The sequence below is a fragment of the Pseudomonas sp. H26/SER47-MNA-CIBAN-0231 genome, from assembly GCF_040310465.1.
In the GTDB taxonomy this organism is placed as follows: domain Bacteria; phylum Pseudomonadota; class Gammaproteobacteria; order Pseudomonadales; family Pseudomonadaceae; genus Aquipseudomonas; species Aquipseudomonas atacamensis.
Window position 1 is genome coordinate 177,090 of record NZ_JBEOPW010000001.1, and the last position, 23,800, is coordinate 200,889.

The following is a 23,800-nucleotide window of genomic DNA, read 5'->3' on the forward strand; positions in this document are numbered from 1 at the left end:
TGGATGTGTGCGTGAAATTCAGTCTGCCCAAAATCGCCACCGCGCCGTTTTGCCCGCCGGAAGTGGCCGGCAGTGTTGCGGTCGATCCGACTGCCTCGTTCTTCAAACGTGTGCTGCGTTTCGCCGGTCCCGGTTTGCTGGTGTCGATCGGCTACATGGACCCGGGCAACTGGGCGACCGCGATCGAGGCCGGTTCGCGTTTCGGCTACAGTCTTTTATTCGTCGTGTTGCTGGCGAGTCTGGCCGGCATGGTGGTGCAGTGCCTGTGTTCGCGGCTAGGCATCGCCACCGGGCGCGATCTGGCGCAGTTGTCCCGCGAGCGCTACAGCACGCCGACCGCGCGCCTGCAATGGATACTGGCGGAGATCTCGATCATCGCCACCGACCTCGCCGAAGTGCTTGGCTGCGCTCTCGCGTTTCACTTGCTGCTCGGTTGCTCGCTGACCTTCGGCATCGCCCTGACGGCGTTCGACACGCTGCTGGTGCTGGCCCTGCAGAACCGGGGATTCCGCCGTCTCGAAGCGATCATGCTGGTGCTGGTCGCTACCATCGGTGTGTGTTTCTTCGTCGAATTGTTGTTGATCAAACCGTACTGGCCAGACGTGGCGCTCGGCTTCAAACCCTCGCTGTCCGCGATCAGCGATGCGGCGCCGCTGTATCTGGCCATCGGCATCCTCGGCGCCACAGTGATGCCGCATAACTTGTATCTGCACACATCGATCGTGCAAACGCGGATGATCGGCAAGGACTTGGCAAGCAAGCGGGACGCGGTGAAACTGGCGCGCATCGACACCATCGGTTCGCTGGCCCTGGCGCTGCTGGTCAACGCGGCGATCCTGATTCTCGCGGCGGCGGCGTTTCACCAGTCCGGACACACCGATGTGGTCGACATTCAGGACGCCTATCACCTGCTCGATCCGCTGGTGGGCGGTGCGCTGGCCAGTGTGTTGTTCGGCGTGGCGCTGCTCGCGTCGGGGCAGAGTTCGACCTTCACCGGGACCATCGCCGGGCAGGTCATCATGGAAGGCTATCTGAACCTGCGCATCCCGTGCTGGCAGCGGCGTTTGATCACTCGCGGGCTGGCGCTGATTCCGGCGTTCATCGGCGTATGGCTGCTCGGTGATGGCGCTATAGGCAAATTGCTGGTGTTGAGCCAGGTGGTGCTCAGTCTGCAACTGCCGTTCGCCTTGTACCCGCTGATTCGCATGACCAACGATCGGCAATTGATGGGGCCGTTCGTCAATCGCTGGCCCACGCGGGTGCTGGCTTGGGGGCTGTTTGTGTTGATCAGCGGGGCGAACAGTTGGTTGATATTGCAGTGGGCGGTTTGATCGCTGAGTTGCGGTAGCTGGCAGGGCCTCTTCGCGAGCAGGCTCGCTCCCACACGCCGCAATCTGGATGGGCAGCCGACGAGGGGTCATCCATCAACTTGTTTCGCGGCGGGCGAGCCTATACTGTATATGCACACAGTAAAGAGCCCGCGCCATGCAAATCATCGACAAGCTCAGCATCCTCGCCGACGCCGCCAAGTACGACGCCTCCTGCGCCAGCAGTGGTGCGCCCAAGCGCAGCTCCGAGGGCAAGAGCGGGCTCGGTTCGACGGACGGCATGGGCATTTGCCACAGCTACACGCCGGACGGGCGCTGTGTGTCGTTGCTGAAAATCCTGCTGACCAACTTCTGTCTTTACGATTGCCAATATTGCGTCAATCGCCGTTCCAGCGATGTGCCGCGTGCGCGCTTCACCCCGGAAGAAGTCGTGACGCTGACCATGGATTTCTACCGGCGCAACTGCGTCAGCGGGCTGTTTCTCAGCTCCGGGATCATTCGCTCGGCGGACTACACCATGGAGCAACTGGTGCGGGTGGCGAAGTTGCTCCGCGAAGAGCACGAATTTCGCGGCTACATCCATTTGAAGACCATTCCGGAAGCCGATCCCGCCTTGATCGAAGAAGCCGGGCGCTATGCCGATCGCCTCAGCGTCAACATCGAACTGCCCACCGATGCCAGCCTGCAGACACTGGCGCCGGAGAAGGACATCACCTCGATCAAGCAAGCGATGAACACCATCTACACCGGCGTGCAGACCGTGTTGAACGAGCCGCGCTCGGCAAAATTCGCCCCGGCCGGACAAAGCACGCAATTGATCGTCGGTGCCGATGACACCGACGACAGCACCATCCTCCACAGCGCCCAATCCTTGTATGGCAACTTCCGTTTGCGCCGGGTCTATTACTCGGCATTCAGTCCGATCCCCGACAGCCCGAAAAGCGTACCGCTCGCCGCGCCACCGCTGATGCGCGAGCACCGTTTGTATCAGGCTGATTTCCTCCTGCGCAGCTACGGCTACAGCGCTGACGAATTGCTCAAAGGCCCGGGCAATCTGGCGCTCGATATCGACCCGAAGCTGGCCTGGGCGCTGGAAAATCGCGAAGTGTTCCCGCTCGACCTCAACCGTGCTGACGCGACGTTGATCGCACGGATCCCGGGCATCGGCTTGCGCACCACCGAGCGCCTGGTCGAGTTGCGCCGTCAGCGCCGCATCCGTTACGAAGATGTGGCACGGATGCGCTGTGTGCTGGCCAAGGCCAAGCCGTTCATCATCACCAGCGATTACCACCCGCAACAGGCGGAAGTCACCAGTCACATGCTCTACCAGCAATTGCGCGACCGGCCGATGCCGCAGCAGATGGGGTTGTGGGGATGATCAGTCTCGATTGTGACGATCTGTTCGACACCTGGCGCCAGCAGGCGCGCTGGTTGCTCAGCCATGAGATCGATCCGAGTCTGGTGAGCTGGGCGGTGGAGGGCGTTGGCGATCTGTTTGCCAGTGATGATCACGTGCCCGAAGGGCAGGGGCCGTTTCAGGCGCGTATTCCCCGTGCGCTGCTCGCCACCCTCGAACAAGCGGCGCGCTATCGCGGCGAACAGCGCTGGAGCCTGTTGTATGAAGTGCTCTGGCGCGTCAGTCACGGCGACCGCACGGCGATGATGGCGGGCGACAAGCTCGGCAGCGAATTGCAGCGGCGCATCAAGCAGGTCAGTCGCGAGGCCCATCATCTGCATGCATTCGTGCGTTTCATCGAGCGGTCGAAGGATCTGCCCGGTCCACAATACGTGGCGTGGCATGAGCCGGCGCATGACATCCTGCACAGCGCCAGCGAGCATTTCATCGGGCGCATGGGCCAGCATCGCTGGTTGATCGCCACACCGCGCGATGGTGTGTACTACGACGGTGAGCAATTGATTCACGAGCGGCAATGCCCGATTGAATGGCAGCAACTGGCACAGAACGTCGATGACCCCCACGGCGATTTGTGGTTGACCTATTACAGCCACATCTTCAACCCGGCGCGGTTGAACCCGAAGGTCATGCAAGGGCATCTGCCGGTGCGGTTCTGGAAGAATCTGCCGGAGGGGGAGTTGATACCGGGATTGATCACCCAGGCGCGGATGGGCAAGCAACAGAATGGGCAGGCGAGCGGGATTGCTGATCGACTTGGTAAACGGATTGCCTTGAAGAGCGAAAAGCCTACCCTCACCCCAGCCCTCTCCCGGAGGGAGAGGGAGCCGACCGAGGTGTTCTTGCGAACTCTATCGACCTGAATGGCCGAGGTGAACGCGATTTTTGAAAAGCGCACAAGTCGGCTCCCTTTCCCCCTCGCCCCCTTGGGGGCGGTCCGACGTTTCGGGAGGGCTGGGGTGAGGGGGTGACGTTCTTCAATACGACACCAGAGCCCAGCTCTACAAAAAAGCCCTTCACCAATCACTCGGTGGAGGGCTTTTGAGCATCAGCAGTCGTCAGATCAAACCTTGACGATCCAGCCCGCTGGCGCTTCGATGTCGCCGGTCTGCACGCCAGTCAGCTCTTTGTAGAGCTTCTGGGTTACCGGGCCTACCTCGGTTTCGCTGTGGAACACATGCAGATGATCGTTGTAGCTGATGCCGCCAATCGGCGTGATCACCGCAGCGGTACCGCAGGCACCGGCTTCCTTGAAGTCCGCCAGTTTGTCGATCAGCACGTCGCCTTCAACCACTTCCAGGCCCAGACGCGATTTGGCCAGTTCGATCAACGACAGGCGGGTGATGCCTGGCAGAACCGATGGCGAGTTCGGGGTGACGAACTTGTTGTCGTGGGTGATCCCGAAGAAGTTGGCCGAACCGACTTCCTCGATCTTGGTGTGGGTCATCGGATCGAGGTAGATCGCGTCGGCGAAGTTGGCTTTCTTGGCTTTCGAGCCCGGCATCAGGCTGGCGGCGTAGTTGCCACCGACCTTGGCCGCACCGGTGCCTTGCGGGGCCGCGCGGTCGTAGCTGGAGATCTGGAAATTGTGCGGGGTCAGGCCGCCCTTGAAGTAGGCGCCGACCGGGATGCAGAAGATCGAAAAGATGAATTCGGGCGCAGTGCGTACGCCGATGTTGTCACCCACGCCGATCACGAACGGGCGCAGGTACAGCGCGCCGCCGGTGCCGTACGGCGGGATGAAACGCTCGTTGGCGCGAACTACGGCTTTGCAGGCTTCGATGAACTGCTCGGTGTCGACCGTCGGCATCAGCAGACGCGCGCAGCTGCGCTGCATGCGCAGGGCGTTCTGGTCCGGGCGGAACAGGTTGATCGAGCCGTCCTTGCAGCGATAGGCCTTCATGCCTTCGAAGCACTGCTGACCATAGTGAAGGGCAGTGGAGCCTTCGCTGATGTGCAGGACGTTATCTTCGGTCAGGGTGCCTTTGTCCCACTCGCCATCGCGGAAGTACGACAGATAGCGCTTGTCGGTCTTGATGTAGTCAAAACCCAGCTTGTCCCAATTGATGCTTTCGTTACCCATGACACCCTCTATCACTGAACAACCGCCGAAACGGTTCAAGGCTTCTGACGTTTTTTTGGATGGGCACAACAATACTTCATTCTTGAGCGGTTTCGCAGCCGGAATTCGCTCCGCTGATCGTTCCCTCGACTGATCGTTCCCACGCTCTGCGTGGGAATGCCTCATCGGACGCTCCGCGTTCGGCTGTTGGGACGCAGAGCGTCCCGGGCTGCATTCCCACGCGGAGCGTGGGAACGATCAATTTGACGGATTTACAGGTGCAGCGCATGCCCCAGCGCCCGCAACGCCGCTTCCTGCACCGCTTCGCCCAAGGTCGGGTGGGCATGAATGGTGCCGCCGATGTCTTCCAGTCTCGCGCCCATTTCCAGGCTCTGCGCAAAAGCCGTCGACAATTCGGAGACACCGACCCCCACCGCTTGCCAGCCAACAATCAAATGATTGTCGCGACGTGCGACCACGCGGACGAAGCCGCTTTTCGATTCCAGGGTCATTGCGCGGCCGTTGGCGGCGAACGGGAAGCTTGCAACGATGCAGTCCAGTCCGGCAGCCTTGGCCTCGTCCGGAGTTTTGCCGACCACCACCAGTTCCGGGTCGGTAAAGCACACGGCGGCGATGGCGGTCGGGTTGAATTCGCGGCGCTTGCCACTGATCAGCTCGGCAACCATTTCGCCCTGAGCCATGGCGCGGTGGGCCAGCATCGGTTCGCCGCTCACGTCGCCAATGGCGTAGACGTTGCGCATGCTGGTCTGGCAACCGCTGTCGATCCTGATCGCCGAACCATTCATGTCCAGATTCAACGCTTCGAGATTGAACCCCTGCGTATTGGGTTTGCGTCCGACCGCGACCAGTACCTGATCGGTTTCCAGATTGAGGGTTTCGCCTTCAGGATCGCGCACCTGCAACGTGCCGTCGAAACCGAGCACGCTGTGCTTGAGGTACAGCTTCACGCCCAACTGCTTCAGCGCGTCGTGGACCGGTTGTGTCAGCTCCGCGTCATAGGCCGGCAGGATGCGGTCCTGTGCTTCGACCACGCTGACCTCGGCGCCGAGCTTGCGATAAGCGATGCCCAGCTCCAGGCCGATGTAACCACCGCCGACCACCACCAGACGTTTCGGCACAGACGTCGGTGCCAGCGCTTCGGTGGAGGAAATGATCGGCCCGCCAATCGGCAGGATCGGCAGGTTGACGCTGGTCGAACCGGTGGCCAGCACCAGATGTTCGCACTGGATGCGCGTATCGCCGACTTCCACGGTTTTGCCGTCGATGATTTTCGCCCAGCCGTTGATGACCTGAACCTTGTTCTTCTTCAGCAGCGCGGCGACGCCAGTGGTCAGGCGATCAACGATTCCGTCTTTCCACTCGACGCTTTTGCTGATATCCAGGGTCGGCGCGGCAACGCTGATGCCCAACGCCGAATGCTGGCTGTGATGCTGCGTCTGATGAAACTGCTCAGCCACATGAATCAGCGCTTTCGACGGAATGCAGCCGATATTCAGGCAGGTACCGCCCAACGATTGGCCTTCGACCAAAATGGTCGGAATACCCAATTGCCCGGCGCGGATCGCCGTGACGTAACCGCCGGGGCCACCGCCGATAATCAGCAGCGTGGTGTTCAAAGTCTGCATTCCATTACTCCACAAACAAGGTAGCGGGTTGTTCGAGCAAGCCACGGATGGCCTGAATGAAAAGCGCCGCATCCATGCCGTCGACCACGCGGTGATCGAAGGAGCTGGAGAGGTTCATCATCTTGCGGATCACCACCTGGCCTTTGACCACCATTGGCCGCTCGACGATTTTGTTCACGCCGACAATGGCCACTTCCGGCAGGTTCAGCACCGGCGTGCTGACAATGCCGCCCAATGCGCCGAGGCTGGTCAGAGTAATGGTCGAACCTGACAGCTCATCGCGGCTGGCCTTGCCATTGCGCGCGGCGTTGGCCAAACGCGAAATTTCCGCGGCGCTGTCCCACAGGCTGCGCGCTTCGGCGTGACGCACGACGGGCACCATCAGGCCGACATCGCTTTGCGTGGCGACGCCGACATGCACCGCACCGAGGCGGGTGATGACTTGCGCTTCGTCATCGTAACGGGCGTTCATCTGCGGGAAGTCGCGCAGGGCGACGACCAGCGCGCGAACGAGGAACGGCAGCAAGGTCAACTTGCCACGGCTGGCGCCATGTTTTTCATTCAGGTGCGCTCGCAGTTCTTCGATCGCGGTGACGTCGATTTCTTCCACATAACTGAAGTGCGCGGCACGCTGAGTGGCATCCTGCATGCGCTGGGCGATCTTGCGGCGCATGCCGATCACTTGAATCTGTTCTTCGTCGTGGCGCTGGGCATAAGCGGCAGCGGCCGGCGCCGAAGCGTTCGACTGACCTTGCGCCAGATAGGCCTCCAGGTCTTCATGCAACACACGACCGGCCGGGCCGCTGCCGCGCACCAGACGCAATTGAATGCCCAGATCCAGCGCATGTTTGCGCACGGCCGGCGATGCGAGCGGGCGTTCATCCGCTTCGCGAGCAACCATCGGACCCTGGCAAACGGTCGCCGGACGTGGTGCGGCGGCTGCGGCGGGTTTGCTTTCGACAGCGGCTTCAACTTTCGGCGCAACCGGTGCTTCTTTGACAGCCGCGGGTGCGGCGGACTCTTTAAGGTTGCCAGCCCCTTCGACTTCGATGCTGATCAGCACACTGCCGACCGCCATCACTTCACCCGGCTGACCACCAAGGGCAATCACCTTGCCATGCACCGGCGACGGAATATCGACCATCGCCTTGTCGGTCATCACATCCGCCAGCACCTGGTCTTCAACCACCAGATCGCCAACCTTGACGTGCCACTGCGACAGTTCTACTTCTGCGATGCCTTCGCCGATGTCCGGCATCTTGATAACGTGCGTGCCCATTCAGACCTCCATGACCCGTTTCAACGCCGCGCCCACGCGGGACGGCCCTGGGAAATACGCCCACTCCTGCGCGTGCGGGTAGGGAGTGTCCCACCCGGTGACGCGCTCGATCGGCGCTTCCAGGTGATGGAAGCAATGTTCTTGCACCAGCGATACCAGCTCGGCGCCGAAACCGCAGGTGCGGGTGGCTTCGTGAACCACCACGCAGCGGCCGGTTTTCTTCACCGACTTGACGATGGTTTCCAGGTCCAGCGGCCACAGGCTGCGCAGGTCGATGACTTCGGCATCGACGCCGGATTCTTCGGCAGCGACTTGCGAGACGTATACGGTGGTGCCGTAGGTCAGCACGGTCACGTCCTTGCCCGGGCGAGTGATCGCAGCAACGTCCAGCGGCACGGTGTAGTAACCGTCCGGCACCTGGGCTTGCGGGTGTTTCGACCACGGGGTTACCGGGCGGTCGTGATGGCCATCGAACGGGCCGTTGTACAGGCGTTTCGGCTCAAGAAAGATCACCGGGTCATCGTTTTCGATGGAGGCGATCAGCAGACCTTTGGCGTCGTACGGGTTGGACGGCATTACGGTACGCAGACCGCAGACCTGAGTGAACATCGCCTCGATGCTCTGGCTGTGGGTCTGGCCGCCGTAGATACCGCCGCCGCAAGGCATGCGCAGGGTCATCGGCGCGGTGAACTCACCGGCCGAGCGATAACGCAGACGCGCCGCTTCGGAAATGATCTGGTCGGAGGCGGGGTAGACGTAGTCGGCGAACTGGATTTCGGCGACCGGACGCAAACCGTAGGCGCCCATGCCGACGGCGACGCCGACGATGCCGCTTTCCGAAATCGGTGCGTCGAACACCCGCGAGGTGCCGTACTTGGTCTGCAGGCCTTCGGTGCAGCGGAACACACCGCCGAAGTAACCGACGTCCTGGCCGAAGACGACGACATTGTCATCACGCTCAAGCATCACATCCATGGCCGAGCGCAGGGCCTGGATCATGGTCATGGTGGTCGTGGTCATGGCGGTTTCCAACTGAATATTGTTGTTGTGATCGTTCATGTCAGATCCCCAACTGCTGACGCTGGCGCTTCAAGTGCTCCGGCATCTCTTTGTAGACGTCTTCGAACATGGTCGCGGCGCTTGGAATCTGCCCGCCGGCGAGGGTGCCGTACTGTTCGGCCTGTTTCTGCGCGGCAATCACTTCGGCTTCAAGTTCAGCGCTGACGGCGCTGTGCTCTTCCTCCGACCAGTGGCCGGCCTTGATCAGATGCTGTTTCAGACGCGCGATCGGATCGCCGAGCGGGAAGTGGCTCCAGTCATCGGCCGGGCGGTATTTCGATGGGTCGTCGGAAGTCGAGTGCGGGCCGGCGCGGTAGGTGACCCATTCGATCATGGTCGGGCCGAGGTTGCGCCGGGCGCGTTCGGCAGCCCAAGCGGAAGCGGCGTAGACCGCGTAGAAATCGTTGCCGTCGACCCGCAGCGAGGCGATGCCGCAACCGACGCCGCGTCCGGCGAAAGTCGTGGCTTCACCGCCGGCGATGGCCTGGAAGGTGGAAATCGCCCACTGGTTGTTGACCACGTTGAGGATCACCGGCGCGCGATAAACGTGGGCGAAGGTGAGGGCGGTGTGGAAGTCCGATTCGGCGGTGGCGCCGTCGCCGATCCACGCCGAGGCGATTTTCGTATCGCCCTTGATCGCCGAGGCCATGCCCCAGCCAACGCCCTGAATGAATTGGGTGGCGAGGTTGCCGGAGATGGTGAAGAAACCGGCGTCCTTGACCGAGTACATGATCGGCAACTGGCGGCCCTTGAGCGGATCGCGCTCGTTGGACAGCAACTGGCAGATCAGGTCCACCAGCGGCACATCGCGGGCCATCAGGATGCTTTGCTGGCGGTAGGTAGGGAAGCACATGTCATCGATGTTCAGCGCCAGAGCCTGGGCGCTGCCGATGGCTTCTTCGCCAAGGCTCTGCATGTAGAACGACATCTTTTTCTGCCGCTGGGCGACAACCATGCGGTTGTCGTAGATGCGCGTCTTGAGCATCGCGCGCATGCCTTTGCGCAGGATCTCGACCGGCACGTTTTCGGCCCACGGGCCGAGGGCGTTGCCCTGATCGTCAAGCACGCGAATCAGGCCACGGGCGAGGTCGGCGGTATCGGCAGGTTCTACATCAACAGGAGGTTTGCGCACCGTACCGGCATCGGTCAGATGCAGGTAGGAAAAATCGGTTTTGCAGCCGGGACGGCCCGAGGGTTCAGGGACGTGCAGGCGCAGCGGTTCATACGCTTGGGTCATGGCTTCTACGCTCGATCTTGTGAATTTCTTGTAGTGAGCTGGCAGTCATTCCCGGGTAGGGGAAATCTTGTCCTACAACAATCATAGGCGTGGCCAAGAAGAATATTTCTCTGTGTTTCGTTGCGCTGGCGACCATTTGCAGATAGAAATTCTGCATAAACATAAAAAACAGGTGGTTTTGTCTCATGCGCAAACTGGACCGTACCGACATCGGCATTCTCAACAGCCTTCAGGAGAACGCGCGCATTACCAACGCCGACCTCGCCCGTTCGGTGAACCTGTCGCCGACGCCATGCTTCAACCGGGTCAAGGCCATGGAAGAATTGGGCTTGATTCGCGAGCAGGTCACGCTGCTGGATGCCGATCTGCTGGGGCTGCATGTGAATGTGTTTATTCACGTCAGCCTGGAAAAACAGGTAGAGGAGGCGTTGCAGCATTTCGAGGAAGCGATTTCCGATCGGCCGGAGGTGATGGAGTGCTATCTGATGGCGGGTGATCCGGATTACCTGATCCGCGTGCTGGTGCCGAGCATCCAGTCGCTGGAACGCTTCATGATGGATTTTCTGACCAAGGTGCCGGGGGTGGCGAACATCCGCTCGAGCTTTGCGCTGAAGCAGGTGCGTTATAAGACCGCGTTGCCGTTGCCGGCTAATGGATTGACGTTGGGGACGTGAAGATCAAAACATCGCAGCCACGGCAGCTCCATTCGCCGATCGTTCCCACGCTCCGCGTGGGAATGCATCCCGTGACGCTCTGCGTCACTTCTTGAGGCGGAACGCGGAGCGTCCCTGGCGGCATTCCTTTGCTGCGCGTGGGAACGATCAGTTGGCTTCGCGCGTGAATCAGCGCGGTCAGAGTTTGTTGAGCGGGATCTTCAGGTAAACCACGCCGTTGTCCTCAGGCGCCGGCAGATTCCCCGCCCGCACGTTCACCTGAATCGCCGGCAGCAGCAACGTCGGCATGCCTAACCCAGCGTCACGTGTCGTGCGCATCTCGACGAACGCCGCTTCATCGATCCCGTCATGCACATGAATATTGCTTTTGCGCTGTTCGCCGACAGTGGTCTGGCACTGCGAGGCGCGGCCCTCGGGTGGGTAATCGTGGCAGACGTAAAGCTTCACGCTGGCCGGAAACGCCAGCAGCTTCTGGATCGACTTGAACAATTGCTGCGCATTGCCGCCAGGGAAATCACAGCGCGCGGTGCCAACGTCCGGCATGAACAGCGTGTCACCCACCAGGATCTGCTCGCCGTCGATCAGGTAGGCCATGTCCGCTGGCGTATGGCCGGGGACGTGCAGGGCGGTAGCCTTGAGGTTGCCGATCATGAACGACTCGTTCGGCGCGAACAGGTGATCGAACTGCGAGCCATCGACGCAAAATTCCGGCTCCAGATTGAACAGCGCCTTGAACACACTCTGCACTTTGCTGATCGATTGACCGATGGCGATCTTGCCGCCCAGTTCTCGACGCAGGTACGGCGCGGCAGACAGGTGATCGGCGTGGGCGTGGGTTTCCAGCAGCCATTGCACTTGCAGCCGGTGCGCACGCACGAAAGCGATGATCTTGTCCGCCTGCGCCGTGCCGGTGCGCCCGGCAGCGCCATCGTAATCGAGCACCGGGTCGACGATCGCGCACTGGCCGCCGTCGGCTTCATAGACCACGTAGCTGTAGGTCGAGGAGGCAGGGTCGAGGAACGCTTCAATCAGGGCGGGCATGGCGAAAACCTGTGCTGGGGAATTTCGGGTTGCAACACTTTATGTAAAAACATAATGTTCGCAGCTTAAGTGACCTTCAAGGCCTCGTGCAAATGCAATCCAGTCTGACCGAATGTGAAGTCGCCCAATTGCGCGCCTCGGCGTCCAAAGCCTGCGCCTTGCTCAAAGCCCTGGCCAATGAGGATCGTCTGTTGATTCTCTGTCAACTGACCCAGGGCGAACGCAACGTCGGCGAGCTGGAAAAAATGACCGGCGTACGCCAGCCGACGCTGTCCCAACAACTGGGCATCTTGCGCGATGAAGGCCTGGTCGCGACCCGCCGCGAAGGCAAATACATTTTCTACGGCCTGGCCAGTCACGAAGTGATCCAGGTGATGAAGACCCTGTCGGGGCTCTATTGCGGTGCGGTACTCAAGAGCTGGGAACAGCCATAAATGCCAGCCCTCACAAACATCTCCTGTGGGAGCGAGCCTGCTCGCGAAGGCGGCGTGTCAGCCGACGAATAGTTGACTGAGCCACCGCTTTCGCGAGCAGGCTCGCTCCCACAGGTTCTTTGGTTTGACCCGAACAAATCCTTGCGTGCAGCAAAAGGAACAAGCAATGAACGATCAACACTGGGGCCCATCCATCAGTGCGGACATCGTGGTCATCGGCGGCGGCACGGCCGGCATCGGTTTTGTCGCCAGCCTGCTCAAGCGTGACCCGCAGCTCAAAGTCACCGTGATCGAACCGAGTTCACAGCACTACTATCAACCGGCGTGGACGCTGGTCGGCGGTGGTGCATTTGACGTGAAAGACACGGTCAGGCCGATGAGCAAAGTCATGCCGCGTCAGGCAACGTGGATTCAGGCCAGTGTCAGCGCCATCGACCCGCAAAGCCGCCAACTCACCCTCGACGACCAGCGCACCGTCAGCTATCAGAACCTGGTCGTCTGCCCCGGCCTGCGCCTGGCCTGGGAGAAAATCGAAGGTTTGCAGGAAAGCCTCGGTCAGCACGGCGTCACCTCCAACTACAGCTATCAACACGCCCGGTACACCTGGGATCAAGTGCAGAAACTGCGCGACGGCCGGGCGCTGTTCACCCAGCCAGCGATGCCGATCAAATGCGCCGGCGCGCCGCAAAAAGCCCTGTACCTGTCTTGCGATCACTGGCGCAAATCCGCCGTGCTGAAAGACATCAACGTTGAATTCAATCTCGCTGGCGCTGCGCTGTTTGGCGTGCCGACCTTCGTGCCGCCGTTGATGAAGTACATCGAACAGTACGACGCGCAACTGGCGTTCAACTCGAATCTGGTCAAGGTCGACGGCCCGGCGAAAACCGCGTGGTTTGAAGTCAAGGACGCCGATGGCAATGTCAGCCGCGTAGCGAAGACCTTCGATCTGCTGCACGTCGTGCCGCCACAAGTCGCGCCGGATTTCATCGCACAGAGTCCGCTGGCCGATGCCGGCGGTTGGTGCGAGGTCGATCCGCACAGCCTGCAGCATCCGCGTTATCCCGAGGTGTTCGCACTGGGCGATATCTGCGGCACCAGCAATGCGAAAACTGCCGCAGCGGTGCGCAAGCAGGTTGTCGTCGTTGCGCAAAACCTGCTGGCCGCGCGCAAACAACAGCCGCTGCCGCTCAAGTACGACGGCTACGGCTCGTGCCCGCTGACGGTGGAGAAGGGCAAGGTGATCCTCGCGGAGTTCGGCTATGGCGGCAAACTGCTGCCGACTTTCCCGCTGGACCCGACCGTGGCCCGGCGTTCGGCGTGGTGGCTGAAGGCGACGCTGCTGCCGTGGTTCTACTGGCACGGCATGCTCAAGGGGCGCGAGTGGCTGACGCGTCTGTCCAGGGTCGACTGAGAAAACCCCTATGTTGCTGGCAAGTCTGTTTGGCGTGGTGATGGGTTTGGTCCTCGGCCTGACCGGCGCGGGCGGCGGGATTCTCGCGGTGCCGGCGCTGGTGCTCGGGCTCGGCTGGACGATGACGCAAGCGGCGCCGGTGGCCTTGTTTGCGGTCGGCAGCGCGGCGGCGGTCGGGGCGATCGACGGTTTGCGCCATGGCCTGGTGCGTTATCGCGCGGCGCTGTTGATCGCCGCGTTGGGCGCGGTGTTTTCGCCGCTGGGGATCTACTTCGCACATCAATTGCCGGAAAAGATTCTGATGATGCTGTTCAGCCTGCTGATGGTCCTGGTCGCTTGGCGAATGCTCAGAAAGGACCGTCAGCAAGCGGGGCCGAGCGATCACGGCCATGCCAGTTGGGGCCAGAAAAACTGCATGCTCAACGAGCAGACCGGGCGCTTCGACTGGACCGCCAAATGCACCGCTACCCTGGCTGCACTGGGAGCGGTTACTGGCGTGGTTTCGGGTTTACTGGGCGTCGGCGGCGGCTTTCTGATCGTGCCGGCGTTCAAGCAACTGACCGATGTGCAGATGCGCGGCATCGTTGCGACGTCGTTGATGGTGATCAGTCTGATTTCCGCGATCGGGGTGATCGGCGCGTTTCATGCGGGGGTGCGTATCGACAGCCAGGGCGCGGCGTTCATTGTCGCCAGCATCGTTGGCATGCTCATCGGTCGCAGGCTTTGTGCGCGAGTTCCGGCGCGGGCGTTGCAGGTGGGGTTTGCCAGTGTCTGTCTGGTGGTGGCGGGGTACATGTTGTTGCGGGCGTGAAGAGCAAAAGATCGCAGCCTCCTTACACGAGGCTGCGATCTTCTCAGCGGGTTACAACACCAGGTGCGGCAGCCACAGCGAAATCGCCGGCACGTAGGTCACCAGCAGCAGCACCAGGAACAGCACGGCGTAGAAAGGCAGCAGCGCTTTTACGGTGCTTTCGATACTGACCTTGCCCACCGCCGAGCCGACGAAGAGCACGGCGCCCACCGGCGGTGTTATCAATCCGATCCCCAGGTTGACCAGCATGATCATGCCGAACTGCACCGGATCGACACCGATGCCCATGATCACTGGCATCAGGATCGGCGTGAGGATCAGGATCAGCGGCGCCATGTCCATCACCGTGCCAAGCAACAGCAACATCACGTTGATGCACATCAGGATCACGTAGCGGTTGTCCGACAGGGTCAGGAACAGCGTGGTGATTTTCGCCGGGATCTGCATCAGGGTCATGATGTAGCCGAAGCTGGCGGCGAAACCGATCAGGATCATCACGATGGAGATGGTGCGCACCGTGCGGTGCATCAGCTTGGGCAGTTCGCTCCATTTGTAGTCGCGGTAGATGAACATGGTCACGAAGAATGACCACAGCACGGCGATGGCCGCCGATTCAGTGGCGGTGAAAATCCCCGAGAGAATGCCGCCGAGGATGATCACCATCGCCATCATGCCCCACAGGGCTTCGCCGACGATCTTCAGCGCCTGGCGCATCGGAATCACTTCGCCCTTGGGGTAGTTGCGCTTTTTCGCGAAGATCAGGCACAGCACCATCAGGCAGGCGCTCATCATCAGGCCCGGTACGATGCCGGCCATGAACAGCGAAGCGATCGACACCGTACCGCCAGCGGCCAGCGAGTAGAGCACCGAGTTGTGGCTTGGCGGAGTCAGCAGGGCTTGCACCGAACCGCTGACGGTCACGGCGGTGGAGAAGTCCCGTGGATAGCCCTTGCGTTCCATTTCCGGAATCAGCACCGAGCCTACCGACGCGGTGTCGGCCACCGACGAACCGGAGATCGCGCCGAAGAACGTCGAGGCGACGATGTTGACCAGTGACAGGCCACCACGGACGAAACCTACCAGCACGCCGGCACACGCCACTAGACGGCGCGACATGCCGCCCTCGGCCATGATCGCACCGGCGAGGACGAAGAACGGAATGGCCAGCAGCGAGAATTTGTTCACCCCCGAGGCGACCTGGATCATCACCGCCTGGAATGGAATGTCGATCCACCAAGCGCCGATCAGCGCAGCGGCGCCCAGCGCGTAAGCGACCGGCATGCCGATCAGGATCAATACGATAAAACTGCCCAGCAGGATCAGAGCGTCCATTAAACGGCACCTTCACTTTCTTCAACCAGGTCGAACTGCACGACCCGACGTTTGCTCTGGTCACCGAGCAAGAGTTTTTCCACGACAAAAATCAGCGTCAGCAAGCCGCCCAGGGGGATCGGCAGATAGGTCACGCCAACCCGCAGATCGGGCAGGGCGGCCATGAACTGGTTCCAGGTGGACATGCACAGCTTGGTGCCCCAGATGGTCATGAAGATGCAGATGGCCGCCATCAGCAGTTGCGAAAAAATCGCCGCTGCGGATTTCAGCTGCGGTGGCATGCGGTCGGTGAGCATGGCCACGGCCATGTGCGCACCGGCACGGTAACTGGCGGCGGCGCCGATGAAGGTGAACACCATCATCAGCAGGATCGCCGTCGGCTCAGGCCAGCTGGAGCCGGTGCCGAGCACGTAGCGGGCGAACACGCCCCAGGGAATCATCAGGGAAATCGCCAGGACGGAAAGGCCGGCGACCCAGATGCACGTCATGTAGATCTTGTCGTTGATACGCAGCAGCAGATTCTTCATCGGGTTCCACCGTAACCGGGCGCGCCTGAACCGCTGGCGCGCCGGGCCTTTTTCATGAGTACGGAGCGGGAGGCGTTACTGAACGGCTTCGATCTTTTTGATCAGATCGGCATAGGGCGCGCCGTATTTCTCGCGAACCGAGGCGGTAGCTTCGTAGAAAGGTTTCTTGTCAACGGTGATGAACTCGACGCCAGCGGCCTTGAGTTTTTCTTCACTGGCGGCGGACTTCTTGTCCCACAGTACGCGCTCTTCAGCCTGGGCAGCCTTGGCGGCTTTTTTCACCAGTTGCTGTTGATCCGGAGTGAGTTTTTCCCAGGTGATTTTCGACATCACGATCGGCTCCGGCAGGATCAGGTGACCGGTCAGGCTGTAGAACTTGGCGTTCTGGAAGTGGTTGTGTTCGAGCAGGGTCGGCGGGTTGTTTTCCGCGCCGTCGATCACGCCGGTCTGCAGGGCGCTGAAGATTTCGCCGGTGTCCATGGCGATACCGTTGGCACCCATGGCGTTCATCATGTCGATGAACATCGGGTTGCCTTGCACGCGAATTTTCATGCCCTTGAGGTCTTCGAGCTTGCGCACCGGTTTTTTGGTGTAGATGTTGCGTGTACCGCCGTCCATCCACGCCAGGGCCACCAATTTGAATTCGGAGTTGGTGATCTTGTCGAGAATCTCATCGCCCACCGGGCCATCGATGACGTTACGCATATGTTGCTGGTCGCGGAAAATGAACGGCATGTTGAACACGTTCACATCCGGCACCACAGGGCCGACGATACCCAGGCTGACGCGAGACATCTGTATCGCGCCGAATTGCATCTGCTCGATGACTTCTTTTTCCGAACCGAGCACGCCGCCCGGGAAGTACTTGAAGGTCAGCTCGCCGTTGGTTTCCTTGGTCAGGGTCTTGCCCATGCTTTCTTCGGCTTCCACGGTGGGATAACCCTTGGGGTGGATGTCGGCGACTTTAAGTTCCAGTGCCTGAGCGGCACCAGCGAAGGTGAACATCAGCGGGAGTGCAGCGGCGAGCAAGGTGCGTTTGAAGTTCATGGGGGGTGAGTCTCCAGTCTTGTTATTTTTGTGTTCAAGGCGCAGCGGTGCAGCAGAGGGTCTAAAGCAAATCGTTGAATTGCGGTTCGGCGAGGCCTTTGACGCCTGGCTTCAGGGCGAACACGCCGCCGGCCAGGGATTGCGGGTCGTGGTCATCGCCGGGGCGAATCGAGGCGACAAACAAGGTGTCCAGGTTGCTGCCGCCGAAGGCGCACATGGTCGGTTTCTTCACCGGTACTTCAAGCGAGAAATCCAGTCGGCCATCCGGGGCGAAGCGGTGGATCAGGCCGGCGTCGTTGGCGCAGATCCAGTAGCAGCCTTCGGCATCCACGGCGGCGCCATCGGGGCGGCCGGGGAAATGATTCATGTCGACGAAGATTCGGCGATTCGATGGCGTGCCGGTCTCGGTGTCGTAATCGAAGGCCCAGATCAGTTGCACATTGGGGTGCGAATCCGACAGGTACATGGTTTTGCCGTCAGGGCTGAAAGCGAGGCCGTTGGGCACGATGAAGCCATCCAGCTGCGCTTCGACCACGCCCGTCTGCCCGGCGCTGTAGCGATAGAGCCGGCCTTCAGACGCGTTCAGGCCCATGTTCAGCACCATGCTGCCGGCCCAGAAACGCCCTTGGCGATCGCAGCGACCGTCGTTGAGGCGCATGTCGGCGCGGCTATGCTCGACGGTGGCGAGCAATTCGCTGTCGAGGCTGCCGTCGCTGTGCGGGTGCAGGCGAAAGAAGCCGCTTTCCATGCCAGCGACCCAGCCACCACTGCGGTGGCGGCTGATGCAGGCGAGCATTTCCGGGGCTTTCCACGAGGCGACGTGCCCGCTGTCAGCGCTCCAGCGTTGCAGCCCGCCGTTGGGAATATCGACCCAGTACAGAGCGTTTTCCTGCGGCACCCAGACCGGGCTTTCACCGACCGCGTTGCGGGCGTCGACGATCAATTCGGCTTGCATACTCATTCCCATGGTTTTTATTAAAGGGGATCAAGTCGAACGGTCAGTCGCCGAACGGGCCTGCTGCGACGAAGGCGCCGCCCTGATAGATCCGCGCCGGATCATCGTCGGCCGGCATCGGTTGCGCTTCGACCTTGTCGCGGAACACTTCCGAGGTGTCCTTGGCTTCGAAACCGAGGTGGCTGGCGTAGCGGTTGTCCCACCAGACGTCTTTGTTGGCGGACATGCCGTAGACCACGGTGTGACCGACGTTTGGCGTATACAGCGAACGTTCGAGCAGTTGCGTGAGATCGTCGAAGCTCAGCCAGGTGTGCATCATCCGGCGGTTCTGCGGTTCGGGGAACGATGAGCCGATGCGGATGCTGACGGTTTCGATGCCGTAGCGATCGAAGTAGAAACTGGCCATGTCTTCGCCGTAGGACTTGGACAAGCCGTAGTAACCATCGGGACGACGCGCCGAAGTGGCGTCGAGCTGTTGGTCCTGTTTGTAGAAACCGATGACGTGGTTGGAGCTGGCGAAGATCACCCGCTTCACACCGTGCTTGCGCGCCGCTTCGTAAATGTGGAACACGCCGCTGATGTTGGCACCGAGGATTTCTTCGAACGGGCGCTCGACCGAAACGCCGCCGAAATGCAGGATCGCATCGACCCCTTCGACCAGTTGATGCACGGCTTGCTTGTCGGCGAGGTCGCAGAGCACGACTTCTTCGTGGTCATCGACGGCCGGGGCGAGGGCGGCGATGTCGGACAGGCGCAGCACATTGGCGTAAGGGCGCAGGCGTTCGCGCAACACTTTGCCCAGGCCGCCGGCGGCACCGGTCAGCAGCAGGCGGTTGAAAGGAGCGCGGGGGGTAGAGGTAGACGTCATGGCAATCCCTGAACACATTGTTATTAGGTTTGTTGTAGGTTGTCGTATGACTGCGCTGAAGTATCGGTAGGGTTTCCGGATCTTGTCAACGCGACTTTTGGTGTAGATGACGGAAGGGGCGATTCATTTTCTCAAGACCCGATACCTGCCTTGCAATGCAATCCCCTTGTGGGAGCGAGCCTGCTCGCGAATGCGGTGTGCCAGTCAGAACAAATCGACTGGTCCGCCGCTTTCGCGAGCAGGCTCGCTCCCACAGGGTAAACCGCTAACCGTTACAACAACGAAATCGGATAGCTGATAAAAATCCGGTTCTCGTCAAATTCGTTGGTGCTGAAGTCCCGGCGAATGGTCGCGTTGCGCCATTTCACGTTGAGGTTCTTCAGCGGGCCGCTCTGCACGGTGTAGGCCAGTTCCGATTCGCGGCCCCATTCCTTGCCGTCATTGGTGGTGGCGGTGTGCACGTTATCGCCGCTGATGTAGCGGTTCATCAGGGTCAGGCCAGGCACGCCCAGCGCAACGAAGTTGTAGTCGTGACGCACCTGCCAGGAGCGCTCTTTGGCGTTGTCATAACTGGCGTTGTAACTGTCGTTGGCCAGGGTGCCGCCGCTGGTGCCGTTGACGCGCATCCAGGCATCGTCGCCGGTGAGTTTCTGCAGGCCGACGTAGAAGGTGTTGCCGCCATACTTGGCCGAGAGCAGGGCGAACGCGGTCTTGTTGTCGAGGTCGCCGGCCTGAGCGCTGCCGTCTTCCTTGCCGGTGAAGAAACCGAGGTTGGCGCCCAGCGTCCAGTCGCCCATCGGCTGGCTGTGGCTGAGGTTGAAATACTGCTGCTGGTAGATGTCGGTGAGCTCGGCGTACCACACGCCGACCATCGTGCGCTTTTCGTTGAAGCTGTATTCGCCGCCGCCGAAGTTGAAGCGATCGGAGGTGAACGCACCGCGGCCGTTCATCGACATGTCTTCCATGCTCGCGTCGTTGCGCGGGCTGTTGCCACGGAACTGGCCGCCGTAAACGGTCAGGCCGTTGATCTCGGTGGACGTAATCTGGCCACCGCGAAAGGTCTGCGGCAGGGAGCGGCCGTCGTCGGAGCGCAGGATCGGCAGCACCGGCATCCATTCACCGACTTTCAATTCGGTCTTCGAGACTTTGGCTTTCAGCGCCACGCCGAGGCGGCCGAAGTTGTCGGCCGGGCGGCCGTCATCATGAATCGGCAACAACTGCGTACCGCCAGTGCCTTTGCCGCCATCGAGCTTCTGCGAATACATGCCAAGGATGTCGAGGCCGAAGCCGACGGTGCCCTGGGTGAAGCCGGATTTGGCGTCGAGAATGAAGTTCTGCGTCCATTCTTCAGCCTTGCCCTGCGGATTGGCCGGGTTGACGAAGTTGCGGTTGAAGTAGGCATTGCGCAGGTTCAGCGTGGCTTTGCTGTCGTCAAGAAAGCCTTCGGCATCGGCGCTCAACGGCAGGGCCAGAGCGAGGCTGCTGCAACCGATCAGGCTGAGGGTCGAACGCGGTTTGAAATGGGCAAAACGTGAAGGGCGGACGGAATTGCGGGCGAGTGGGCTCACTGTGACGCTCCCTGGATCGTTTGTTGTTTTTATTATTTGTCATACGTCGTCGTACAACATCGATGCGGATATTTCCCAGATTTACGGGGATTGTCAACTGGAAGTTATACGATGACCTCCCATTCGACGCCGAACCCATGTGGGAGCGAGCCTGCTCGCGAATGCGGACTTTCCTTCAATGGAGTTGTCGACTGACACAGCGCTTTCGCGAGCAGGCTCGCTCCCACCGGGTTCCTTGGTGTCCGTCGAGTCGTGTATTGCCCGTCAAATTGCGGCAAACTTCCTCTACCCCCAGCACCAGGCCGATCCATGGATAAATACGCCCCGCGCAACTGGCAACCCCACGAAAAGCCCAGCCTGCCCGGTTCCCCATCGACCCCGTTGCACTCCACGCCCAAGCGCTTGGCTTATGCGGCGGTTGGCGTGCTGGTGGCGGTGACTGGTGGGTTGGGCAACTCGCTGGTGGTTGCCAACCTGCCTTACCTGCAAGGCTCGCTCGGCGCGACCACGGCGGAGATGGCCTGGCTGCCGGCGGCGTATGTGATGACCAACGTATCGATGAACCTGCTGCTGGTGAAGTTTCGCCAGCAGTTCGGCTTGCGCGCGTTCACCGAAGTGTTTCTGGTGCTGTATGCACTGGTGACCTTCGGCCATTTGTTCGTCAACGATCTCAACTCGGCAGTGGCGGTGCGGGCTGCCCACGGCATGGTCGGTGCGGCGCTGAGCTCGCTGGGTCTGTATTACATGGTCCAGGCGTTCCCGGCGAAGTGGCGGCTCAAAGCGCTGGTGCTCGGCCTCGGCACGTCGCAATTGGCGTTACCGCTGGCGCGGCTGTTTTCCGAAGACCTGTTGCAGATCGCCGAATGGCGCGGTCTGTACCTGTTCGAATTGGGCATGGCCCTGCTGTCACTCGGCTGTGTGTTGCTGCTGAAGTTGCCGCCCGGTGACCGCTTCAAGACCTTCGAAAAACTCGACTTCCTGACCTTCGCCATCCTCGCCACCGGTGTGGCGTTGTTGTGCGCGGTGCTGTCGCTGGGGCGCATCGACTGGTGGCTGGAGGCGGACTGGATCGGCGTGGCGCTGGCCTGCTCGATCGCGCTGATCATTATGGGCCTGGCCATTGAGCACAATCGCAGCAACCCGATGTTGATGACCCGCTGGCTGGGCAGCGGAACGATGATTCGCCTGGCGCTGGCGGTGACCCTGATTCGCATGGTTACCTCGGAGCAATCCACCGGCGCGGTCGGTTTCATGCAGAACCTGAACATGGGCTATGAGCAGTTGCACAGTCTGTATGTGGTGATGCTGATCGGCAGTATCGCCGGGCTTGCCACCAGCGCACTGACTATCGACCCCAAACACCTGCTGATGCCGTTGATCATTTCCTTGGCACTGATGGCCACCGGTTCGGTGATGGACAGCTTCTCGAACAACCTGACCCGCCCCGAAAACATGTATTTCAGCCAGTTCCTGCTGGCATTCGGCAGCACGTTTTTTCTCGGCCCGACCATGGTCTTCGGCACGCGCAACGTGCTGACCAATCCGCGCAACCTGGTGAGTTTTTCCGTGCTGTTCGGGATCTGCAACAACCTCGGCGGACTGCTCGGCGCGGCGTTGCTTGGCACTTTTCAGATCGTGCGGGAGAAGTACCATTCCAGCCACATCGTCGATCATCTGGTGATGTCCGATCCCTTGGTGGCTGCGCGAGTGCAGAGCGGCGGCTCGGCCTTCGGCGGTTTGCTCGCCGACCCGAGCTTGCGCAATCTGGCCGGCATGCGCAGCCTCGCCAATGCGGCGACACGCGAAGCGAACGTGCTGGCCTATAACGATGTCTTCATGCTGATTGCGGTCATTGCCGTCCTGACCATGATCTGGCTTTCGATTCGTGCGTTGTGGCTGATGAGCACCACCAAAGCCATTGAGCCGACACCTTCCGTACCACCCAGCGGTGCCACTTCTTCATGACCGAACCGACCACCACAACCACCAACGCCATCGCCGCCACACCTGAAGGGGAGGCGCCGCCATCGTCACCGAATACCGCGCCGCGTTCGCTGCGGGTGCGGATCATCTCTTCGCTGGGCTTTGCCGCAATCGCCATCGTCGGCGTGCTGATCGTGCTGTATGCGTGGCAACTGCCGCCGTTCAGCAGTGCAGTCGAAACCACCGAAAACGCCTTGGTGCGCGGGCAGGTGACGATCATCGGCCCGCAGCTCAGCGGCTATGTGTTCGAGGTGCCGGTGCAGGACTTCCAGTACGTCAAGGCCGGGGATCTGCTGGTGCGTCTGGACGACCGCATTTATCAGCAACGCCTCGACCAGTCTCTGGCACAACTGGCGGTGCAGAAGGCCGGACTGGCCAACGTCGTGCAGCAGCGCAACAGCGCTGAAGCGACGATCAAATTGCGCCAGGCAGTGCTCGCCGACAGCCAGGCGCAGTTGCGCAAGAGCGAGGCGGATCTGCGGCGTAATCAGGAACTGGTGCGCGACGGCTCGGTGTCCAAGCGCGAATTCGACGTGACTCTCGCTGCCAACGCGCAGAGCACGGCTTCTGTGGCGCAGGCCAAGGCCAATCTGGAAATCGCCCGGCAGGATCTGCAAACGGTGATCGTCAATCGCGGCTCGCTGGAGGCCGCCGTGGCCAGTGCCGAAGCAGCGGTGCAACTGGCGCGCATCGATCTGTCGAACACGCGGATCGTGGCTCCGCGCGACGGCCAGCTCGGGCAGATTGGCGTGCGCCTCGGCGCCTACGTCAACTCCGGCGCGCAATTGATGGCGCTGGTCCCGGACCAGAAATGGGTGATCGCCAACATGAAGGAAACCCAGATGGCCAACGTACGTGTCGGGCAACCGGTGCGCTTCACCGTCGACGCCTTGAACCACCGCAGATTCACTGGCCATGTGCAGCATATTTCGCCGGGCACCGGCTCGGAATTTGCCTTGCTGCAGGCCGACAACGCCACCGGTAACTTCGTCAAGATCGCCCAGCGCGTGCCGGTGCGCATCACCATCGATCCCGATCAGCAGGAAGAAGAACGCTTGCGGCCGGGGATGTCAGTGGTTGTCAGCATCGACACCGCCGCCGGCGACACCCAACCCCACTGATCA

At 61.0% G+C, this 23,800-nt stretch carries 20 protein-coding genes and 1 pseudogene; 9 read left to right on the plus strand and 12 right to left on the minus strand.

The features are described from left to right. Positions 1–62 precede the first annotated feature (62 nt). The 3 genes and pseudogenes from AAEZ10_RS00830 to AAEZ10_RS00840 form a co-directional block, all read left to right on the plus strand. A complete protein-coding gene (locus AAEZ10_RS00830) occupies positions 63–1,331 on the plus strand; it encodes an Nramp family divalent metal transporter (protein ID WP_350567533.1) in 1,269 nt (422 codons plus the stop codon). 154 nt (positions 1,332–1,485) lie between these two features. Beyond that, on the plus strand, positions 1,486–2,706 hold the full coding sequence (locus AAEZ10_RS00835) for a putative DNA modification/repair radical SAM protein (RefSeq protein WP_024013352.1): 1,221 nt from the start codon (positions 1,486–1,488) through the stop codon (positions 2,704–2,706). Beyond that, positions 2,703–3,521 (plus strand): annotated as a pseudogene (locus tag AAEZ10_RS00840) (TIGR03915 family putative DNA repair protein); the annotation flags it as partial. The gene AAEZ10_RS00835 and the pseudogene AAEZ10_RS00840, both read left to right, overlap by 4 nt. A 284-nt stretch (positions 3,522–3,805) precedes the next feature. Here AAEZ10_RS00840 and AAEZ10_RS00845 read toward each other — a convergent pair. From AAEZ10_RS00845 to AAEZ10_RS00865, 5 genes are all read right to left on the minus strand, one after another. Further along, complete coding sequence (locus tag AAEZ10_RS00845; protein ID WP_041476992.1) at positions 3,806–4,825, minus strand: branched-chain amino acid aminotransferase; 1,020 nt, start codon at positions 4,823–4,825, stop codon at positions 3,806–3,808. A 251-nt stretch (positions 4,826–5,076) separates the two neighbouring features. Continuing rightward, the gene (gene lpdA, locus AAEZ10_RS00850) at positions 5,077–6,450 is read right to left on the minus strand and encodes a dihydrolipoyl dehydrogenase (RefSeq protein WP_350567018.1); all 1,374 of its coding nucleotides are present in this window, start codon (positions 6,448–6,450) and stop codon (positions 5,077–5,079) included. A 4-nt stretch (positions 6,451–6,454) separates the two neighbouring features. Continuing rightward, positions 6,455–7,729, minus strand: coding sequence for a dihydrolipoamide acetyltransferase family protein (locus AAEZ10_RS00855; RefSeq protein WP_130929706.1), 1,275 nt, complete (start codon positions 7,727–7,729; stop codon positions 6,455–6,457). After that, entirely contained in the window at positions 7,730–8,788 is a 1,059-nt protein-coding gene (locus AAEZ10_RS00860) for an alpha-ketoacid dehydrogenase subunit beta (RefSeq protein ID WP_003224000.1), read from the minus strand. A 1-nt stretch (position 8,789) separates the two neighbouring features. Continuing rightward, a complete protein-coding gene (locus tag AAEZ10_RS00865; RefSeq protein ID WP_110645543.1) occupies positions 8,790–10,025 on the minus strand; it encodes a 3-methyl-2-oxobutanoate dehydrogenase (2-methylpropanoyl-transferring) subunit alpha in 1,236 nt (411 codons plus the stop codon). A gap of 185 nt (positions 10,026–10,210) precedes the next feature. Between AAEZ10_RS00865 and bkdR the strand changes: the two genes are divergently transcribed. Further along, positions 10,211–10,699, plus strand: coding sequence for a Bkd operon transcriptional regulator BkdR (gene bkdR / locus AAEZ10_RS00870; protein ID WP_039762201.1), 489 nt, complete (start codon positions 10,211–10,213; stop codon positions 10,697–10,699). A gap of 177 nt (positions 10,700–10,876) precedes the next feature. On the opposite strand, the gene AAEZ10_RS00875 is transcribed toward bkdR, so the two are convergent. Further along, positions 10,877–11,740 (minus strand): MBL fold metallo-hydrolase, encoded by an 864-nt coding sequence (locus AAEZ10_RS00875; protein WP_350567024.1) that lies wholly within the window; start codon positions 11,738–11,740, stop codon positions 10,877–10,879. 92 nt (positions 11,741–11,832) lie between these two features. Here AAEZ10_RS00875 and AAEZ10_RS00880 point away from each other — a divergent pair, with 92 nt between their 5' ends. The 3 genes from AAEZ10_RS00880 (at position 11,833) to AAEZ10_RS00890 (ending at position 14,396) form a co-directional block, all read left to right on the plus strand. Next, positions 11,833–12,174 carry an ArsR/SmtB family transcription factor gene (locus AAEZ10_RS00880; protein ID WP_016775194.1) on the plus strand — a complete coding sequence of 114 codons (342 nt, stop codon included), beginning with the start codon at positions 11,833–11,835 and terminating at the stop codon, positions 12,172–12,174. Positions 12,175–12,340: 166 nt separating this feature from the next. Further along, positions 12,341–13,585 carry an NAD(P)/FAD-dependent oxidoreductase gene (locus AAEZ10_RS00885; RefSeq protein ID WP_350567027.1) on the plus strand — a complete coding sequence of 415 codons (1,245 nt, stop codon included), beginning with the start codon at positions 12,341–12,343 and terminating at the stop codon, positions 13,583–13,585. A 10-nt stretch (positions 13,586–13,595) separates the two neighbouring features. Further along, positions 13,596–14,396, plus strand: a complete 801-nt coding sequence (locus tag AAEZ10_RS00890) for a sulfite exporter TauE/SafE family protein (RefSeq protein WP_350567030.1) — start codon at positions 13,596–13,598, stop codon at positions 14,394–14,396. 51 nt (positions 14,397–14,447) lie between these two features. Here AAEZ10_RS00890 and AAEZ10_RS00895 read toward each other — a convergent pair whose 3' ends face one another. From AAEZ10_RS00895 to AAEZ10_RS00920, 6 genes are all read right to left on the minus strand, one after another. Continuing rightward, a complete protein-coding gene (locus AAEZ10_RS00895) occupies positions 14,448–15,728 on the minus strand; it encodes a TRAP transporter large permease (protein ID WP_122747276.1) in 1,281 nt (426 codons plus the stop codon). Continuing rightward, a complete protein-coding gene (locus AAEZ10_RS00900) occupies positions 15,728–16,255 on the minus strand; it encodes a TRAP transporter small permease (RefSeq protein WP_016775190.1) in 528 nt (175 codons plus the stop codon). The genes AAEZ10_RS00895 and AAEZ10_RS00900 overlap by 1 nt, the downstream gene beginning before the upstream one ends. A 75-nt stretch (positions 16,256–16,330) precedes the next feature. Beyond that, positions 16,331–17,302 carry a TRAP transporter substrate-binding protein gene (locus AAEZ10_RS00905; protein ID WP_024013342.1) on the minus strand — a complete coding sequence of 324 codons (972 nt, stop codon included), beginning with the start codon at positions 17,300–17,302 and terminating at the stop codon, positions 16,331–16,333. Positions 17,303–17,363: 61 nt separating this feature from the next. After that, positions 17,364–18,257 carry an SMP-30/gluconolactonase/LRE family protein gene (locus AAEZ10_RS00910; RefSeq protein ID WP_350567035.1) on the minus strand — a complete coding sequence of 298 codons (894 nt, stop codon included), beginning with the start codon at positions 18,255–18,257 and terminating at the stop codon, positions 17,364–17,366. A 43-nt stretch (positions 18,258–18,300) separates the two neighbouring features. After that, positions 18,301–19,125 (minus strand): NAD-dependent epimerase/dehydratase family protein, encoded by an 825-nt coding sequence (locus tag AAEZ10_RS00915; protein ID WP_110645549.1) that lies wholly within the window; start codon positions 19,123–19,125, stop codon positions 18,301–18,303. Positions 19,126–19,397: 272 nt separating this feature from the next. Then, complete coding sequence (locus AAEZ10_RS00920) at positions 19,398–20,693, minus strand: OprD family porin (RefSeq protein WP_350567038.1); 1,296 nt, start codon at positions 20,691–20,693, stop codon at positions 19,398–19,400. 309 nt (positions 20,694–21,002) lie between these two features. Here AAEZ10_RS00920 and AAEZ10_RS00925 point away from each other — a divergent pair, with 309 nt between their 5' ends. Beyond that, positions 21,003–22,658, plus strand: a complete 1,656-nt coding sequence (locus AAEZ10_RS00925; protein WP_073471236.1) for an MFS transporter — start codon at positions 21,003–21,005, stop codon at positions 22,656–22,658. After that, complete coding sequence (locus AAEZ10_RS00930) at positions 22,655–23,797, plus strand: HlyD family secretion protein (RefSeq protein ID WP_071172839.1); 1,143 nt, start codon at positions 22,655–22,657, stop codon at positions 23,795–23,797. Before AAEZ10_RS00925 ends, AAEZ10_RS00930 begins: the two co-directional genes overlap by 4 nt. Positions 23,798–23,800 lie beyond the last annotated feature (3 nt).

Bases quoted from the DNA above. Each gene is read 5' to 3' on its own strand.
- AAEZ10_RS00835 (WP_024013352.1), top strand. From the start codon at position 1,486: ATGCAAATCATCGACAAGCTCAGCATCCTCGCCGACGCCGCCAAGTAC.
- AAEZ10_RS00845 (WP_041476992.1), bottom strand. From the start codon at position 4,825: ATGGGTAACGAAAGCATCAATTGGGACAAGCTGGGTTTTGACTACATC.
- lpdA (WP_350567018.1), bottom strand. From the start codon at position 6,450: ATGCAGACTTTGAACACCACGCTGCTGATTATCGGCGGTGGCCCCGGC.
- AAEZ10_RS00855 (WP_130929706.1), bottom strand. From the start codon at position 7,729: ATGGGCACGCACGTTATCAAGATGCCGGACATCGGCGAAGGCATCGCA.
- AAEZ10_RS00860 (WP_003224000.1), bottom strand. From the start codon at position 8,788: ATGAACGATCACAACAACAATATTCAGTTGGAAACCGCCATGACCACG.
- AAEZ10_RS00865 (WP_110645543.1), bottom strand. From the start codon at position 10,025: ATGACCCAAGCGTATGAACCGCTGCGCCTGCACGTCCCTGAACCCTCG.
- bkdR (WP_039762201.1), top strand. From the start codon at position 10,211: ATGCGCAAACTGGACCGTACCGACATCGGCATTCTCAACAGCCTTCAG.
- AAEZ10_RS00875 (WP_350567024.1), bottom strand. From the start codon at position 11,740: ATGCCCGCCCTGATTGAAGCGTTCCTCGACCCTGCCTCCTCGACCTAC.
- AAEZ10_RS00880 (WP_016775194.1), top strand. From the start codon at position 11,833: ATGCAATCCAGTCTGACCGAATGTGAAGTCGCCCAATTGCGCGCCTCG.
- AAEZ10_RS00885 (WP_350567027.1), top strand. From the start codon at position 12,341: ATGAACGATCAACACTGGGGCCCATCCATCAGTGCGGACATCGTGGTC.
- AAEZ10_RS00890 (WP_350567030.1), top strand. From the start codon at position 13,596: ATGTTGCTGGCAAGTCTGTTTGGCGTGGTGATGGGTTTGGTCCTCGGC.
- AAEZ10_RS00895 (WP_122747276.1), bottom strand. From the start codon at position 15,728: ATGGACGCTCTGATCCTGCTGGGCAGTTTTATCGTATTGATCCTGATC.
- AAEZ10_RS00900 (WP_016775190.1), bottom strand. From the start codon at position 16,255: ATGAAGAATCTGCTGCTGCGTATCAACGACAAGATCTACATGACGTGC.
- AAEZ10_RS00905 (WP_024013342.1), bottom strand. From the start codon at position 17,302: ATGAACTTCAAACGCACCTTGCTCGCCGCTGCACTCCCGCTGATGTTC.
- AAEZ10_RS00910 (WP_350567035.1), bottom strand. From the start codon at position 18,257: ATGCAAGCCGAATTGATCGTCGACGCCCGCAACGCGGTCGGTGAAAGC.
- AAEZ10_RS00915 (WP_110645549.1), bottom strand. From the start codon at position 19,125: ATGACGTCTACCTCTACCCCCCGCGCTCCTTTCAACCGCCTGCTGCTG.
- AAEZ10_RS00925 (WP_073471236.1), top strand. From the start codon at position 21,003: ATGGATAAATACGCCCCGCGCAACTGGCAACCCCACGAAAAGCCCAGC.
- AAEZ10_RS00930 (WP_071172839.1), top strand. From the start codon at position 22,655: ATGACCGAACCGACCACCACAACCACCAACGCCATCGCCGCCACACCT.